At 62.6% G+C, this 15,729-nt stretch carries 18 protein-coding genes; 5 read left to right on the top strand and 13 right to left on the bottom strand.

Annotation, left to right across the window (positions count from 1 at the left end; all coding sequences use genetic code 11):
- Nucleotides 1-39 precede the first annotated feature (39 nt).
- The gene (locus tag AC1RT2_RS07940) at nt 40-2,229 is read left to right on the top strand and encodes a methyl-accepting chemotaxis protein (protein WP_493100904.1); all 2,190 of its coding nucleotides are present in this window, start codon (nt 40-42) and stop codon (nt 2,227-2,229) included.
- A 62-nt stretch (nt 2,230-2,291) separates the two neighbouring features.
- On the opposite strand, the gene AC1RT2_RS07935 is transcribed toward AC1RT2_RS07940, so the two are convergent.
- On the bottom strand, nt 2,292-2,609 hold the full coding sequence (locus AC1RT2_RS07935) for a hypothetical protein (protein WP_493100903.1): 318 nt from the start codon (nt 2,607-2,609) through the stop codon (nt 2,292-2,294).
- Nucleotides 2,610-2,829: 220 nt separating this feature from the next.
- Nucleotides 2,830-3,288: a hypothetical protein gene (locus tag AC1RT2_RS07930; RefSeq protein ID WP_493100902.1), complete on the bottom strand. Its 459-nt coding sequence runs from the start codon at nt 3,286-3,288 to the stop codon at nt 2,830-2,832.
- Nucleotides 3,289-3,583: 295 nt separating this feature from the next.
- Between AC1RT2_RS07930 and AC1RT2_RS07925 the strand changes: the two genes are divergently transcribed.
- From AC1RT2_RS07925 to AC1RT2_RS07915, 3 genes are all read left to right on the top strand, one after another.
- Nucleotides 3,584-4,594 (top strand): DUF4424 domain-containing protein, encoded by a 1,011-nt coding sequence (locus AC1RT2_RS07925; RefSeq protein ID WP_493100900.1) that lies wholly within the window; start codon nt 3,584-3,586, stop codon nt 4,592-4,594.
- A gap of 75 nt (nt 4,595-4,669) precedes the next feature.
- Nucleotides 4,670-4,891 (top strand): hypothetical protein, encoded by a 222-nt coding sequence (locus AC1RT2_RS07920; RefSeq protein ID WP_493100898.1) that lies wholly within the window; start codon nt 4,670-4,672, stop codon nt 4,889-4,891.
- An 11-nt stretch (nt 4,892-4,902) separates the two neighbouring features.
- Nucleotides 4,903-5,415: a Clp protease N-terminal domain-containing protein gene (locus tag AC1RT2_RS07915; protein WP_493100896.1), complete on the top strand. Its 513-nt coding sequence runs from the start codon at nt 4,903-4,905 to the stop codon at nt 5,413-5,415.
- A gap of 12 nt (nt 5,416-5,427) precedes the next feature.
- Here AC1RT2_RS07915 and dxs read toward each other — a convergent pair whose 3' ends face one another.
- From dxs to AC1RT2_RS07880, 7 genes are all read right to left on the bottom strand, one after another.
- Nucleotides 5,428-7,347 (bottom strand): 1-deoxy-D-xylulose-5-phosphate synthase, encoded by a 1,920-nt coding sequence (dxs, locus tag AC1RT2_RS07910; RefSeq protein WP_493100894.1) that lies wholly within the window; start codon nt 7,345-7,347, stop codon nt 5,428-5,430.
- A gap of 263 nt (nt 7,348-7,610) precedes the next feature.
- The gene (locus AC1RT2_RS07905) at nt 7,611-8,015 is read right to left on the bottom strand and encodes a DUF1801 domain-containing protein (RefSeq protein ID WP_493100892.1); all 405 of its coding nucleotides are present in this window, start codon (nt 8,013-8,015) and stop codon (nt 7,611-7,613) included.
- A gap of 19 nt (nt 8,016-8,034) precedes the next feature.
- Complete coding sequence (locus AC1RT2_RS07900) at nt 8,035-8,457, bottom strand: DUF1801 domain-containing protein (protein ID WP_493100890.1); 423 nt, start codon at nt 8,455-8,457, stop codon at nt 8,035-8,037.
- Nucleotides 8,458-8,466: 9 nt separating this feature from the next.
- Nucleotides 8,467-8,673 (bottom strand): hypothetical protein, encoded by a 207-nt coding sequence (locus AC1RT2_RS07895; RefSeq protein ID WP_493100888.1) that lies wholly within the window; start codon nt 8,671-8,673, stop codon nt 8,467-8,469.
- A 12-nt stretch (nt 8,674-8,685) separates the two neighbouring features.
- On the bottom strand, nt 8,686-9,114 hold the full coding sequence (locus AC1RT2_RS07890; protein WP_493100886.1) for an SRPBCC family protein: 429 nt from the start codon (nt 9,112-9,114) through the stop codon (nt 8,686-8,688).
- Nucleotides 9,111-9,434, bottom strand: a complete 324-nt coding sequence (locus tag AC1RT2_RS07885) for an ArsR/SmtB family transcription factor (RefSeq protein ID WP_069059591.1) — start codon at nt 9,432-9,434, stop codon at nt 9,111-9,113. The genes AC1RT2_RS07890 and AC1RT2_RS07885 overlap by 4 nt, the downstream gene beginning before the upstream one ends.
- Nucleotides 9,435-9,616: 182 nt before the next feature.
- Nucleotides 9,617-10,540 (bottom strand): pirin family protein, encoded by a 924-nt coding sequence (locus AC1RT2_RS07880; RefSeq protein ID WP_493100883.1) that lies wholly within the window; start codon nt 10,538-10,540, stop codon nt 9,617-9,619.
- 160 nt (nt 10,541-10,700) lie between these two features.
- Between AC1RT2_RS07880 and AC1RT2_RS07875 the strand changes: the two genes are divergently transcribed.
- Nucleotides 10,701-11,087: an ester cyclase gene (locus AC1RT2_RS07875; RefSeq protein ID WP_493100881.1), complete on the top strand. Its 387-nt coding sequence runs from the start codon at nt 10,701-10,703 to the stop codon at nt 11,085-11,087.
- A gap of 46 nt (nt 11,088-11,133) precedes the next feature.
- Here AC1RT2_RS07875 and AC1RT2_RS07870 read toward each other — a convergent pair whose 3' ends face one another.
- The 4 genes from AC1RT2_RS07870 to AC1RT2_RS07855 form a co-directional block, all read right to left on the bottom strand.
- The gene (locus AC1RT2_RS07870) at nt 11,134-13,290 is read right to left on the bottom strand and encodes a calcium-binding protein (RefSeq protein WP_493100879.1); all 2,157 of its coding nucleotides are present in this window, start codon (nt 13,288-13,290) and stop codon (nt 11,134-11,136) included.
- A gap of 218 nt (nt 13,291-13,508) precedes the next feature.
- Nucleotides 13,509-13,766 (bottom strand): exodeoxyribonuclease VII small subunit, encoded by a 258-nt coding sequence (locus AC1RT2_RS07865; protein ID WP_160861590.1) that lies wholly within the window; start codon nt 13,764-13,766, stop codon nt 13,509-13,511.
- Between the two features lie 2 nt (nt 13,767-13,768).
- Nucleotides 13,769-14,695, bottom strand: coding sequence for a histone deacetylase family protein (locus tag AC1RT2_RS07860; RefSeq protein WP_493100877.1), 927 nt, complete (start codon nt 14,693-14,695; stop codon nt 13,769-13,771).
- 69 nt (nt 14,696-14,764) lie between these two features.
- Nucleotides 14,765-15,715 (bottom strand): zinc-dependent alcohol dehydrogenase family protein, encoded by a 951-nt coding sequence (locus tag AC1RT2_RS07855; protein WP_493100875.1) that lies wholly within the window; start codon nt 15,713-15,715, stop codon nt 14,765-14,767.
- Nucleotides 15,716-15,729: the final 14 nt, after the last annotated feature.

Here is a 15,729-nt window from a genome sequence, read left to right as displayed (position 1 = left end):
GTGGATTGGACCCGTGGCGAGCGGGCGCAAGGAGCACGCATGACCCTACGTCTGTCCCACCGGATCGGCCTGATGGCGCCGATTGCCGTCGCGGGCATTCTTCTTATCGTCGGTATCTTTTCCGTCGAGCAGCGCATCGCCGATGACTATCGCACAAGGGTCGAGCGCCATCGCAGCGCCGAGACGGAGCTGCGCGCGCTGGAGATCGAGTTCCTGCAAAACCGCCGGGCCGAAAAGGATTTCCTGCTGCGGCGCGATGAAAAATACGTCGCCGCCCACAAGGAGATTTCCGCACGCGCGGAAACGACGCTCGCCACGCTTGGCGGTCTTGTCGAGAACCCCGCGACCCGCGCCGACCTCCAGAAGATTTCCGACGGCTACACCACCTATCAGCAGAGCTTTGCAACGCTCGCTGAGGCCAGCATCGCGCTTGGCCTCGATCCGTCCTCGGGTCGCGAAGGCGCCATGCGCGCGGCGGTGCACTCCATCGAGGAACTGCTGAAATCCGTCGATGACAAGGGCCTTCAGGCGAGCATGCTGACAATGCGCCGCCACGAGAAGGATTTTATCATGCGGCGCGATGCGAAATACCTCGCCAAGCATGCGGAAGAGCGCGCGGCCTTTGCCAAGACGCCGGCCGAAAAATTCGGCGGCGCGGCAAACCAGGCGGCGATCCTCAAGGCGCTGGACGACTACGGCAAGGCTTTCGATGACTATGCCGCCATCGCCGGCACGGAAGCCGCCGCCAGCAAGGGCGTTTCCGACGCCTTCGCCGCCGTCGAACCGATCTTCGACCAGATGGCATCCGGCATTGCGAGCGACAAGGCGAAGGCCGAAGCGGACAGCGCGGCTGCCCTCGCCAAGACCCGTAGCATCGCGATTGCCGCAATCCTCGCCGCCATCGCCGCCATCGCCGCGACGGTCCTTCTCATCGGCCGGTCGGTCTCCCGGCCGATCGTCGCCACAACGAAGGCGATGACGCTGCTTGCTGGCGGCGACACAGCTTCGGCCATCCCCTATGCTGGCCGCCGCGACGAGATCGGCGAGATGGCGGGTGCCGTCGAAGTCTTCCGTCAGGCCGCCATTGCCAATCGGCGGCTGGAAGCGGAAGCCGCGGAAAACCGCAGCCGCGCCGAAGCGGAGCGGATTCGCTTGCAGGAAGATGCGGAAGCCGCCGCCCAGGCGCGGCTCCAGCAGGCGACATCAGGCCTTGCCGGCGGCCTGCGCCGCCTGGCGGCCGGCGATCTCAGCTTCCAGCTCACCGAATCCTTCGCTCCGGATTTCGAACAGTTGCGCCACGACCTCAACACGGCGGTCGCCCAACTCGGCGAGACGCTCGGCGCGGTGGCAGCCTCGAGCGGCTCGATCGACAGCGGCTCGCGCGAAATCAGCATGAGTGCCGACGACCTTTCCAAGCGCACCGAGCAGCAGGCGGCCTCGCTGGAAGAGACCGCTGCAGCCCTCGACGAGATCACCGCCAATGTCGCCAACTCGACGAAGCGGGCCGACGAGGCGCGCACCGTCGCCGGCGAAGCCAACAGCAGCGCCCAGAAATCCGGCGAGATCGTCGCCGGTGCCATCGAGGCGATGAAGCGCATCGAGCATTCGTCCGGCCAGATTTCCAACATCATCGGGGTGATCGACGAGATCGCCTTCCAGACCAACCTGCTCGCCCTCAATGCCGGTGTCGAGGCGGCACGGGCTGGCGAGGCGGGCAAGGGGTTTGCGGTCGTGGCGCAGGAGGTGCGGGAACTGGCGCAGCGTTCCGCTCAGGCCGCCCGCGAAATCAAGGAACTCATCCGCAAGTCCAGCACCGAGGTCGAGGGCGGCGTGCGGCTGGTGCAGGATACCGGCGCCTCGCTCCAGGCAATCAGCGTGCATGTCGGGACCATCAATCAGCACATGGATGCCATCGCCATTTCCGCCCGCGAGCAGTCGGTCGGCCTCAGCGAGGTGAACACCGCCGTCAACCAGATGGACCAGGTGACGCAGCGCAACGCCGCGATGGTTGAGGAGACGAATGCCGCCAGCGCGTCTCTTGCCAACGAAGCCGTGCGGCTGCGCGAGCAGATTTCCCGCTTCGCGCTGCCCAATGCCGCTAACGACACTGGAGCGCGCGACTTGCGCGCCGTCCATCGCCAGATGGAGACGGCGGCACGGCCCGCCTACCGATCAGCACCGGCGGCCCGCGGAAATGCTGCAGTCGCACAGGAATGGACGGAATTCTAACACGATGGAAACCAAGCAAAACGCCCCGGTGATAAGCCGGGGCGTTTTGCCTGTAACAGGGCTCAGAGCCAGATGATGCGGCCGGCGAAACCAGCCAGCGAATCGAGGTCGGCGAGCGCGGAAATGCCCTGCGGCTGCATCTCCGGTCTGGCTTCGCGCACGAACCCCGGATCATCGCCGATATTATGCGTCTTGCGAATATCCGGCAGCTTCTTCTGCAGGATGGCGATTGCTGCCGCCTCGATAGCGGGGTCGTGCGCTGGCCGCTCTTCTGCGGCTGCGATGGAGGCATGGCAAAGCGTGGCGGCAAGAGCCGCAAGCAACGCATATCGCATGGTGGAAATCCCTGTCCGGTCGTTCTTGTCGTTGCTGCAACTCATAACAGCCGGAGGTTTCCGGACGCCCAAGGGACGTGGTTACGGGGTGGCAAAACGGCATGGTTGAGAAAGCGTGCACCGTGTGCCGCAGACTGGGCGGCGAACTGCGGTAGCACCGCCGGGTTCGCCGTGACCGGGTTTCTAGGGCTCCATCAAAAACGTTCTTCTGCGAATGCGGGGACCGTTCAAACTGCGGCACGCGCGCCCGATCAGATGGCGCGGTTTAGTTTGGGCCGTCCTGGATGGTCTCCACCTTCACATCAAAATTCTTGCAGTCGTTGTCCTTGCAGATGCCGCTAATCCAGACCTGGCCATCGCCGAACATGACGCCCTGATAGTTGACGAAGAGATCCCCATACTTCTGGTCGGTGACCGCCTTGGCAATGCGGGGGGTGATGATGCCGCTATAGTGTTTCTCGAACACGCCTGCGGATTTGACGTTGGTTTCCTTGCCGTTGATCTTGACGCCGATCGGGTAGCTCACCAGTGCGGCGACGCCTTTGGCATCCTGTGCTGCGACAGCCTTTTGCAGGGCGACGATGACCGCCTGGTACTTCGTGTGATCTCCCAGCAGCTGATCAATCGACTGATTGACGCTGCTTTCATCGGCCAAGGCGGGCGCCATGCCGGCGATGATCAGTGGCGCAGCAAGAAGCAGATGACGAATTCGGTTAGCGTTCATAGCCTTGTCCTTTGATGGATTCCGATTTCACGACGCGACAGGGAAGGGCGTTGGAGGTGGGTGACATCAGCATCATAGAGGCCGATGTCTGGAAGGGCGTGGTCTTTCGGTTTCAGTGTTATCAAGCGCTTTAAAGCTGTTTTGCAATCGTAGCGTGTTGAAACATTTTGTCACGCACAAATGTGATCCCCGTCTTTGACGGCACGAAACGGGGCTCTGCTGGCATCGCGCCTTCGGCTTGCCGCAGCCGAGGAATTCGGCTCATATCGCACGCACCAATGCTTCGAGGACGCCCATGAAAAATACTCTGCGCCTTCTACCGCTTCTCCTTGCCCTCTCGGTGACGCCGGCCTTTGCCAACGATACGATGGCGGAGCTGAAGACCGGCGGGCTGACCTTCGTGCGCACGCCGGACGTGGAGATGACGAGCGAGGCGCTGTTCATCTCGCCGGAAGAAATCCGCGTCGATTACGTGTTCACCAACACGTCAGGCAAGGAGGTCTCCGGCCTCGTCGCCTTCCCGATGCCCGATATCGGCGGCGATCCCTATGCCAACATCGCGATCGACGATTTCGAGACGGACAACTACCTCGCCTTCATGGCGTCGCAGGATGGCAAGGCGGTCACCACCAATCTCCAGCAGCGCGCCTATGCTTCCGACATCGACGTGACCGAGGACCTGAAGGCGCAGGGCATTTCGCTGCTACCCTACGCCAAGGCGACGAAGGAAGCGTTGAAGAAACTGCCGGATGACGTCGCGGCGGACTGGATCGCCCGGGGCCTGATCTTCATCGACACCTATGACGACGACGGCACCGGCATGAAGGACTACCGCACGCCGCTCTGGTCGCTGAAATCCGTCTACTGGTGGCGCACGACTTTCCCTTCCGGCAGGGAGGTGAAGGTGCAGCATCGCTACAGGCCGAGCGTCGGCGGCACCGTCGGCATTTCCTTCCTGGAAGAGGGCAAAGCGAAGGGCGAGCGCTACGAGGACTATGTGAAGCGCTACTGCATCGAGGACAGCATCGTGCGCCGCGCCGAACAGGCCGAAAAGGACATGCAGGCCGGAAAACCCTATCTCACCGAGAGCTGGATTTCCTACATCCTGACCACCGGCGCCAACTGGAACGGCCCCATCAAGGACTTTTCGCTGACCATCGACAAGGGTGCTGCGGAAAACCTCGTCAGCTTCTGCGGCGAGGGCGTGAAGAAGATCGGCCCGACGACCTTCGAGATGAAGGCAAAGGATTTCTCGCCGGACAAGGATATCGACATCCTGCTGCTGAAGCCGAGCGGCGCCCAGTAGGCAGGGCTTCCTTGTAGGATGGGTATTTCGTCAACCATCATTGACGGACATCTCATCGTCAACTAAGGTTGACGAATGGTCGATATCAGCAACCTGCCCGATCCCGAAGACCCGGAGACTGCCTTGGCGGCGGTGATCGCGCTCCGTCGCCTCGCGGACGGACTGGAGCGGCGTGCCGTGCGGTCGGCCTTGCGACAGGGCTGGTCCTGGGCGCGGATCGCGCAGGCGCTCGGCGTCACCAAGCAGGCCGCCCATAAACGGCTCTCGGACATCGTCGCGAGCGATGATTCCCTATAGGAGGATGCCCCATGTTCAATCGGATCAAGGCACGTTTTGAAAGCATGGGCACAATCAGGGCCCTGTGCGAGCAGGCGGAACAGCACGCAAGACAAGACCAGCAGCGCGAGCCCGGAGCGGAGCATTTTGTGCTCGCGGCACTCGACCTGCCGGATGGAACCGCCCGGCGGGCGTTCGAGGCGGTCGGCGCCGATGCCGCCGGCTTCCGACCGGCGATCGAGCGTCAGTATGGCGAGGCACTCCGGCTGGTCGGTCTCGATCCAGCCGTGTCGGTGCATGCGACGGAGCCCGAGCCGCTGCCCTCCCGGCATGGGGTATTCGATGCGGCGCCATCGGGCCAGGCGGTCATGCAGCGCCTGGCGGAGGGGCGCAAGGAGCACAATCCCCTGCTCGGCGCCCACGTCATGTCGGTCGTGGCCGGCATGCCGCACGGCATTGCAGCGCGGGCGTTGCGCGTCATGGGCATAGATGCAAAGGCGCTTCAGGACGCGGCGGACCGCATCATCCGAGACGCACAGGGATAGCCGAACCGGCGATCAGCCGGCCGCCACGACATCCACGGCCTTCTGGCCGAGCGCCTGGAAGACGGTGGAGACGATGCCGGCGCGGTCGAGGCCGGCCTTGGCATACATGGCGTCGGGCTTGGCCTGTTCCATCCAGATATCCGGCAGCACCAGTGGGCGCACCTTCAGGCCGTGGTCGAGCAAACCCTCCATGGCGAGGAACTGCAGCACATGGCTGCCGAAGCCGCCGACAGCACCTTCCTCGATGGTGATCAGCACCTCGTGGTGGCGGGCAAGCTGGCGGATCAGGTCGTGGTCGAGCGGCTTTGCAAAGCGCGCATCGGCGACCGTGGTGGAAAGACCGGCGGCGTCAAGGTCTTCTGCTGCGAGCAGACAGTCGGCAAGGCGCGTGCCGAAGGAGAGGATGGCGACCTTGCTGCCCTGCTTGACCAGGCGACCCTTGCCGATTTCCAGGATTTCGCCACGCACGGGCATCTCGACGCCGACGCCTTCGCCGCGCGGATAGCGGAAGGAGATCGGGCCGTCGTCATAGGCGGCGGCCGTGCGCACCATGTGCTTCAACTCCGCCTCGTCGGCGGCGGCCATCACCACGAAGCCGGGCAGCGTCGCGAGATAGGTCGTGTCGAAGGAGCCGGCATGGGTCGGGCCATCGGCACCGACGAAACCGGCGCGGTCGATCGGGAAACGTACCGGCAGGCCCTGGATGGCGACGTCGTGCACGACCTGGTCGTAGCCGCGTTGCAGGAAGGTGGAGTAGAGCGCGCAGAACGGCTTGTAGCCCTCGGCGGCAAGGCCCGCAGCGAAGGTCACCGCATGCTGCTCGGCAATGCCGACGTCGAAGGTGCGGGCCGGATAGGCGGCGGCAAGCTTGTCGAGGCCGGTGCCGTTCGGCATGGCGGCGGTGACGGCAACGATCTTCTCGTCGAAACCGGCTTCCTGCACCAGCGCCTCGGCGAAGACGGAGGTGTAGGCCGGTGCATTCGGCTTGGCCTTGGCCTGCGCGCCGGTGATGACGTCGAACGTGTTGACGCCGTGATACTTGTCGGCGGCGGCTTCGGCCGGCGGATAGCCCTTGCCCTTCTGGGTGACGACGTGGATCAGCACCGGGCCCTTGGAATTGTCGCGCACATTGCGCAGCACCGGCAGCAGATGCTCGAAGGAATGACCGTCGATCGGGCCGATATGGTAGAAACCCATTTCCTCGAAGAGTGTGCCGCCGGTGACATAACCGCGCGCATGCTCGACGGCACGGGTGATGGCGCGGTCGACCTTCTTGCCGAGATAGGCCGTCAGTTTCTTGCCGAAATCGCGGAAGCCCATATAGGTGCGGCCGGAGGCGAGGCGCGCGAGATAGGCGCTCATCGCGCCCGTCGGCGGGGCGATCGACATGTCGTTGTCGTTGAGAATGACGATGAGGCGCGCATCGAGCGCGCCGGCATTGTTCAGTGCTTCATAGGCCATGCCGGCCGACATCGCACCATCGCCGATGACGGCGATGACGTTGCGGTGGTCGCCGGAAAGATCGGCCGCCACCGCCATGCCGAGGCCGGCGGAAATCGAGGTGGAGGAATGGGCGGCGCCGAACGGGTCGTATTCGCTTTCCGCGCGGCGGGTGAAGCCGGACAGGCCGTCTTCCTGGCGCAGCGTGCGGATGCGGTCGCGCCGGCCGGTGAGGATCTTGTGCGGATAGCACTGGTGGCCGACGTCGAAGATCAACCGGTCCTTCGGCGTGTCGAAAACCTTGTGGATGGCGATGGTCAGTTCCACCACGCCGAGGCCTGCGCCAAGGTGCCCGCCGGTGCGCGACACGGCATCGATCATTTCCGCGCGGAGCTCGCTAGCGAGTTGCGGCAGGTCACGATCGTCGACGGCCTTCAGGTCTGCGGGAATGCGAACCTTGTCGAGCAGCGGGGTGGCTGGCGTTTGTGTCACTCTCATGCCTCGTTGTCACGCCCGCTGGCGATGGCTCCCTTGCGGAGACACGGCCCGGGCATGCGGTCTATATAGTGCGCTAGCCTGTCACATGCAGAATGCGGCGCGCGATTTCAACCGTTTCAGCAAGTCTAGAGCGTATTTCGCCGGATTGATACTATGCAAACCGACGCAGGGCCGCCTTCTGTCCGGCAATTCGGGCATTTTGCAGACGGCGTTGGACCCTGTTGCAGGAGCGCAATTTTTTGTGAGAGCGAAGCGGGCTACTTCTTCTTGCCGGCGCGTGACGACTGATTGAGGGCGACGGCCGCGCGGACCAGCGCTTTCAAGGCCTCTTCGTTGATCGCTTCGCCCTCATGGAAATCGATGGCGCGGCGCGTGTTGCCCTCAAGGCTGGAGTTGAACAGGCCGGCCGGATCCTCGACCGACGCACCCTTGGCAAAGGTCATCTTCACCACCGTCTTGTAAGTCTCGCCGGTGCAGATGATGCCGTCGTGCTCCCAGACCGGAACGCCGCGCCACTTCCACTCCTCGACGACCTCGGGGTCCGCCTCCTTCACCAGCGCGCGCAGCCGGGCAAGCGTCCCGCCGCGCCAGTCGGCGAGGTCTTCGATCCTCTTGTCGATCTGCCTGGAAGGGGATTCCATTTCGCTGCTGGCCTGGCCCATGGTTGTATCCTCTCGTTTCCTATAGTCGCTCGCCGGGGAGCTCACTCGCCTGCCTGATCCAGCCGGCAAGCTGCGCTTCGTCGAGATCGTCATCCTCATGAATGTGAAAATACCGCGTTTCCGGCGTCTTGGAGGCGACCGGCGGCACCGGATCGAGCGAGGTGCCGCGAAAGAACGTCAGCTTGATGTATTTCGCAAAGCAGTGATAGCTGAGAAACCAGCCTTCGCCCTCGATGCCGTAGAACGGTGAGTTCCATTTCACCGCCTTGTAGACATTCGGCACCGTTTTTTCGATCAACGCATCGAGCCTGCGGCCGACATCGCTTTTCCAGCCGGGCATGGCGGCGATATAGGCCTGGATCGGGCCATCGCCGTAGCCCTTGGCAATCTGCGGATTGCCGCCCGAGAGAAGCACGGGCTTTTCCGGTGTCTTGTCTGCCATGAGGTTCTCCTAGCTCCGCTGTGCCCGGGTCAGATAGGGCAGGGCGAAGAGATAGAGCCCGCTGAGCAACAGCAGGATGAGGGGGAAGAGCGCAAGCAGGCCGACCCAGATGGCCGGCTCCGTCTGCGTCATCGCCGCGATGTTGATGATCACGGCGAGCGTGAAGATGATCGACAGCCAGCGATGAACCTGGCGGATCCGCATGTTCCAGCGCATTGCCGTTCCTCCTTATTCCAGTCCCGCCAGAACCCGTTCGAGGTTCGTGAAATGCGCCTGCCAGCCGTGGCGGGCGCCACCGAAGGCCTGCTTCTGTTCCGGCCGGAAGCCTGTCTGCTCCATGCGCAGAAGCGTGCCGTTGGCCGTCGGCGTGAGCGTGAAGGATACCACGCTGCGCAGATCAAAGGCAGGATCGTCGTGCACGTAGTTCCACGTATAGGTCAGCGTTTTGCCCGGCTCGACGGTCAAGACCTCGCAATCGACACCGCCCCAGTCGCCGCTGAGCCTGAACGTTTTACCGACGGCGGGCTGAAAATCCTCGTTCCGCATCAGCCACTCCGTGATCAGGTGCGGCTGCGTCAGTGCACGCCAGAGCTTTTCCGGCGGGTGGGCGATATCGCGCTCGACGACGACGGAACGCGTCTCTGATGCAACTGTCATTGGTCCATTCTCCTCAGCAAATTTTCAAGATCATCGAACCGCGATTCCCAAAACCGCGCCATCTGGCTGGTCCAGTCGATCAGCGGGGCAAGCGCACCGAGCTGGGCGCTGTAATGCGTCTGGCGACCCTCGTGACGGTCGCGCACGAGGCCGGCCTGCTTGAGCAGGCTGAGGTGTTTGGAAACGACCGGCTGTGAAACGCCGGCCTGGGCCGTCAGTGCGCCGACGGTCTTTTCGCCTTCGCGGCAAAGCCGCTCGAACAGCGCCCGGCGCGTCGGGTCCGCCAGCGTGCGGAACAGGGTGTCTTGCGGTTCGGTCACTAATCCATACCTCAGTGGCTATGGATTTTCTTATAGCCATATGGCTATGGATTAGTCAAGGCCTCTTGTTCACCCTTCCTCGTCCACGGCCCTACTTGAGCGGACGAGCATATCGAGAGATAGCGTGAGCGGGCGGGAAAGATGCAAAACGCATTGCCGCTAAATAGCCAATCACCTATGCGTCACCCCGCCGGCAGCGGCGCGAACTCTTCCTCGTCGCCGGGCACGATATCGAAACGGCCGGTGCGCCATTCCTCCTTGGCCTGCTCGATGCGCTCCTTGGAGGAGGAGACGAAGTTCCACCAGATGTAGCGCTTCGAGCCGAGCGCCGCGCCGCCGAACAGCATGATGTGACAGCCCTGCGGCCCCGCCTTCAAGGTAATCGCATCGCCGGGGCGGAAGACGAGCAGGCGGTCCGCTTCGAACACATCGCCAGCCACGTCGAGCGTGCCGGAAAGCACGTAGACCGCACGCTCTTCCCAATCCGCCGCAAGCGGCGCGGAGGCGCCGGGCGCCAGCATCAGGTCGGTGTAGAGCGTATCGGTCGGCACGCTGACGGGCGAGGCGTGTCCCTCGTACTTGCCGATGATGGTGCGTCCAGTGATGCCGTCGGCCGAGAACGCCGGAAGCTCGGCCTTTGTCGTGTGGGCAAAGACCGGCGCCATCTCCTCATGGCTGTCTGGAAGCGCGAGCCAGGTCTGGAGCCCGGAGATGGATTGTGGATGGCCGCGCAGGTTTTCCGGCGAGCGCTCCGAATGCACGATGCCGCGCCCGGCCGTCATCAGGTTCAGGTCGCCGGGGGCGATCACCATCTCGGTGCCGAGACTGTCGCGGTGCTTGATCTCGCCGTCGAAGAGATAGGTGACGGTGGAAAGCCCGATGTGCGGATGCGGCTTGACGTCGATCGCCTCGCCGGCGCGCAAGAACGCCGGGCCCATCCGGTCGAAGAAGATGAACGGGCCGACCAGCCGCCGCTTTGCCGTGGGCAGCGCACGCCGCACCTCCAGCCCGCCGATGTCGCTGGTGCGCGGAATGATCAGCAGCTCCAGCGCGTCGCACGCCGGTGCATCGCCAGCCTCGGGGTCCTTGCCGGGAAAGAAGCTCATTACGCCCTCCTGTCGTTGGTTGGTGACGGCATGCTAGCCGGCGGGGAGGGGGAGGGATAGGGCAGCCCCTGTTGACGCTGTGGTCAGGCTTTCATGCCTCTGGTCTTTATTGTGGGCCGCGCCATATTGGAGGATCCACTGCCGGAAGCAGGAAAAGCGCATGAGCAAGGACGAAATTGCAGCCCTCTATCGCGGCTATATCGGCTGTCTCAACAAGCAGGATTGGCCGAACCTCGGCAGCTTCGTCCACGAGGACGTGCATTACAATGGCGCGCGCATCGGCCTGTCGGGCTACCGCACCATGCTGGAAGGCGATTTTCGCGCCATCCCGGACCTGCGCTTCACCATCGATTTCCTGGTGTGCGACCCGCCGCACATCGCCAGCCGGCTGCTGTTCGATTGCACGCTGGTCGGCGACCTGTTCGGCCTGCCGGTCAACGGCCGAAAGGTCTCGTTCACGGAAAATGTCTTCTACGAATTCGAGGATGCGCGCATCCGCAACGTCTGGTCGATCATCGACAAGGCCGCGATCGCCGCACAGCTCTGAGGCTCACGCCCCGTCGAGCGGCTCCGTGCCCTGCGGCTTGCCGGGGCTATAGTATGAAATCACTTTGCGTGAGGGTTACCGTTCCGACGAGTATAATACCCAGATCTGCAACGCCATCACCGTCCACGTCGAGCTGCACGTAAGTCTTGCCGGCCGAAACAAAACTGCGCACCTCTCCTACCTTGCCGGTGAAGGCGCTGGCTCCAACGAAGGAATATGCAGGTGATCCCTCATGCAGGAGATGGATCTTGTCGCCTTCGCTTTGTTTGAAGTCGGTGATGACGTCGCGCGCTCCCGTTGTCGGAAGCGAATCGGAGGCATCGGCGAAAACGAAATGATCCGCGCCCTTGCCGCCTGTAAATCTGTCCGAACCCTTGTTGCCGGTCAGAGCGTCGTCGCCATCGCCGCCACGCAACGTGTCGTTTGCGCGTCCGCCAGAAAGGACATCATCGCCCTTGCCGCCGATGATCTGCACGGAAGCCCTGGCAGAACGCCCCTCAGCGACCAGGCTATCATTGGCACCAAGCCGGCTGCCATTAATCGTTATGGCTTCGGCTGTCGCTAGAACGACGTCCGTCTTATCGCCGCTGGCGGATGTATTGACGATCTTCAATTCCTCGACGCCGGTGATCTTGCGGCCGAGCGTGCTTTTGCGTCCTTCCAGAACGAGGATCGTATCGAACCCGCCGCCACCTGTTATGGTGTCAATGGTGGTCAAACCGCTCGAATCTGAGAACCGCTTTTTGCTGGTAAGCGAGTAGTCGAAAATATCATTACCCATGCCGCCGGAAAGAACGTCTACTCCTGGCGAGCGAACAGCAATATGCACCGAATATTTAGTATCCGTCACGCCCGAGGCGTCGATTTTTACCGTGCCGCCGGACATGCCGGCTTTATTCTGGATCCACAGCCGCCCGTTTTCGTCATGGTTTTTCTTCAGAAACGCTTGGCCGACGGTAAAGGTAGCCTCGTTTTCGACGAAGTCGATAATTTCAATGCCAGAGACGGTCATGGTATTCAGTATATCTGCCGGAATGTCTCGTCCTGAAATCTGTATTGTGTCGATTCCGGCGCCCCCCGCAACCAAGTCTGTATTGTATTTCGGGTTCCAGTACTCCCATGACAGCTTGAAGACGTCGTTCCCTTCGCCGCCATACATTTTGTCGACACCGGGTCTACCTGTGAACATCCAAAGGATTTCATAATCACCGGCGTAAAGGCTGGAATCGCCGATAAAGGTGTCATTTCCTGAGCCGCCGTAAAGCCGGTCTGCTCCGCTTCCGCCGACCAGAATATCATTTCCCTTGCCGCCGGACAGGCTGTCATCGGCGGCTCCGCCGATCAGGATATCTCCCGCGTTGCCCGCCGTGACGTCGAGCATGCTCTGCAGAGATTTAATTCCCGATCCATCGATGATCAGCTTCCCGTCAACGGCCTTTGCGGCCTTCTCCGTCCCATAGTTGTGGTCCGTCGAGATTTCGATCGCGTTGCGACCCACATAACGGCTGCTATCACCAAAATCGATTGTACGAGACTGCCCTGCGGATAAATCCGTGACGACGATTTTCTCGACATTCTTGACCCCGGTCAGCGTGGTAAAGCCATTCGGGGCGGTCTTTTCCTTATCGTTCACGGTCTTCGTGCCGCCCGCGCCAACCAGAACGATCGTATCGGTTCCGGCTCCGCCATCGATTTTGTCGTCTATCAGCGAGTTGGCGTAGTAGACGAACCTGTCGCTTTTGCTGCCCGTTCGCAGGTTGTCGTAGCTGTCCCGTTCGAAGCCATCGGTTGAGTAGCGTCCCATGGAGCCATAAATGTCGAACGACATGTTCGTGACGGTGGAGGCAGAGAGTTCCAGTCGTCCGCCATCGAGGTCGAGCCTGGACGCATCCAGGGTGAATTGCACGACCTTGTTCATTTTGAAGAATGTGTTGTCGAACGCCAGCTTGAAACCGGCGTGGTCGTATCCTTGGTCGTTCCGCGAAATGAGAGCGATGCCTCGGATGTTCGACAGTGTTGGCCAGTCGGTTTGGAAAATCTTCCATGGCTGGGCAAAATCGTTGATAAGAACCAGGGCGTTGTCGCCCCCGCCACCGCGGACCTTGTCGGTTGGCGTCATGAAGCCGGGAAAGAAATAGAAATAGTCGTCTTCGCTTCCGCCGACGAAACGGTCGATACCCTCGGTGCCGGTAAATTCAGCCATTGCAAGCAGCCCCTTTATGCCAACGCGTTCTTTTTATGGGGTTATGCCGATGCGCAGGCACGCTATCCATTCAATGAATCGAGGGCAGTCCAAAACGTTACTCGATCAAGGGCTCCAGCGCTGTACGAAAGAGAGCTCTAGCCGCCGATCATACGGTGGCTAGAGGTAAAATTGCAGCGTGTTTTATGTCAAGGAAAAATTCAACCTTCGCGGGCCAACTACGCCCCGTCGAGCGGCTCCGTGCCCTGCGGCTTGCCGGCGCGGTCGAGGCGGATCTTTTCGATGCGGTTTTCGGCGGCCGACAGCAGCGTCTCGCAATGTTTCTTCAGCGCTTCGCCACGCTCGTAGATCTCGATCGAGCGGTCGAGCGGCACGTCGCCGCGCTCGAGGGCGGCGACGATCTTTTCCAGTTCCTCGACGGCCTGTTCGAAGGTGAGGGCCGAAACATCCGGGGCGGCAGGGGCGGGGTTGCTCATGGTCAGCCTCTCATCAGGCGGTAGATATGGGTGGCGGCGGATTCGGCCAGGCCCGTGAGGTCGTAGCCGCCTTCCAGCAGGCTGACCACCCGGTTGTTCGCCGATTTTTCGGAAAGTTCCATCAGCTTTGCCGTCGCCCAGTCGAAATCGTCGGCGACGAGGTTGATTTGCGCCAGCGGGTCGCGGTGATGCGCATCGAAGCCGGCGGAGATGATGATGATGTCGGGCTTGAAGTCCGCGACGCGCGGCAGCACGCGTGACCTGAAGGCCTCGCGAAAATGGTCGCTGCCGTCATTGGCGGAAAGCGGCGCGTTGACGATGTTGCCGGCGCCCGTCTCGTCCTTCGCGCCGCTGCCGGGATAGAGCGGCATCTGGTGCGTCGAGCAGAAAAGCACGGACCGGTCGTCGTAGAAAATGTCCTGCGTGCCATTGCCGTGGTGCACATCCCAGTCGACGATGGCGACGCGTTCGGCGCCGTGCGCCTTCTGCGCATGGCGGGCGGCGATGGCGGCATTGTTGAAGAAGCAGAAACCCATCGCCTTGTTGCGCTCGGCATGGTGGCCGGGCGGCCGGGCGGCGACGAAGGCATTGTCCGCCTTGCCGGAAAACACTGCGTCCACGGCGGCGATCGCACCGCCGATACCCGTCAGCGCTGCCTGGAAGCTGGCGGGGCTGGCATAGGTATCCGCCTCGACTTGGTTGATGTCCTCTTCGGGAATCGCCGACATCACCGCCCTGAGATGGCTTTCCGGATGGGCGAGCAGCACGAAATCCTCATTCGCCTGCGGGGCCTTTTCTCGCACGAGGGGCGCAAAGCGCTCATGTTCCAGGGCGAGATTGATCGCCCGGATGCGGTCCGATCGCTCCGGGTGGCCCTCAGGCGTGTGATGCTCGAGGAAGATCGGGTTCTCGAAGAGAAACGTCGTCATGGCCGGAAGCTACCCATTGCGGTTGGCGAGGTCCACGGGAAATGGGCCGATGTCCACCCTTTTCAACCGTCACGGCGCAAGGAGCAGTTTTCCGCTGCGCGCCGGATCGTCCTGCCGGGCAAGCGCTGCGACAAGCGCGGACAAGGCGAAAACCCTGTCGACGGCGGAACCGAGCACACCGGTGCGGATGCCGGAAAAGCTGCGTGCAAAGGCTGCCTCGATCTCGGCACGCGGGGCGGAATGCACCCAGTTGCGTAGCCAGAGGAAGGAAAAGGCGACGGCTTCACGGCGCCCGGCAACCAGCATCGGATCGAGTTGCAGGCCGGAGAGCGCACCATACTGGATGAAGGCACCACCGGTGCGGATGTGCCGGAACAGCGCATTGCCGGGCTCTCCGCCGACAGCATCGAGAACCGCGTCAAGCGGCGGTGAGGATTGCACGACGACATCGCCCGAAAAGCTTTCCTTCAGCCGGGCCGCGGTCGCGGCGCTGCGCACGAGGGCGACGGGCTGAAAACCGGCCTCCGCCAGCAGCACCAGCAGCATCTTGCCGATCGCCGAGGCGGCGGCGGTGACACCGATGCCCTGGCCGCGCGCGCTGCCGAAATGCGCCTGCACGGCATCGACCAGCCGGAAGGCCGTCAGCGGATTGACATAGGCCATGGCCGCCTGGTCGTCGGAAAGATCGTCGGGCACCGCAAAACACCGCTCAGCCGGGCGGACGAGATAGTCCTGCCACAGCCCGCTCGCGCCGATCGGCAGCACGCGCTGGCCGGGCGCAAGGCCGGTGACGCCCTCGCCAAGCCCAACGATTTCGCCGACACCCTCGAAGCCGGGCACGAAGGGCAGGGCGGTGCGGCTGCGATAGGCGCCGGCGACGGGAATGAGGTCGGAGGGGTTGATGGCCGCGCGCCGGATACGGATCTCCACCTCGCCGGGGCCGGGTGCGGACCGCTCCGTCTCTTCGAGGCCGATCACTTGCCGGGGATCGCCGAACGCTCTAACAACGGCACGAAGCATGGTTTATCCCGGGG

The organism is Shinella sp. GW821-FHT11G07, assembly GCF_058808115.1.
Note: the sequence above shows the minus strand (reverse complement) of the source record. Positions and strands in the feature narration are given on the sequence as shown.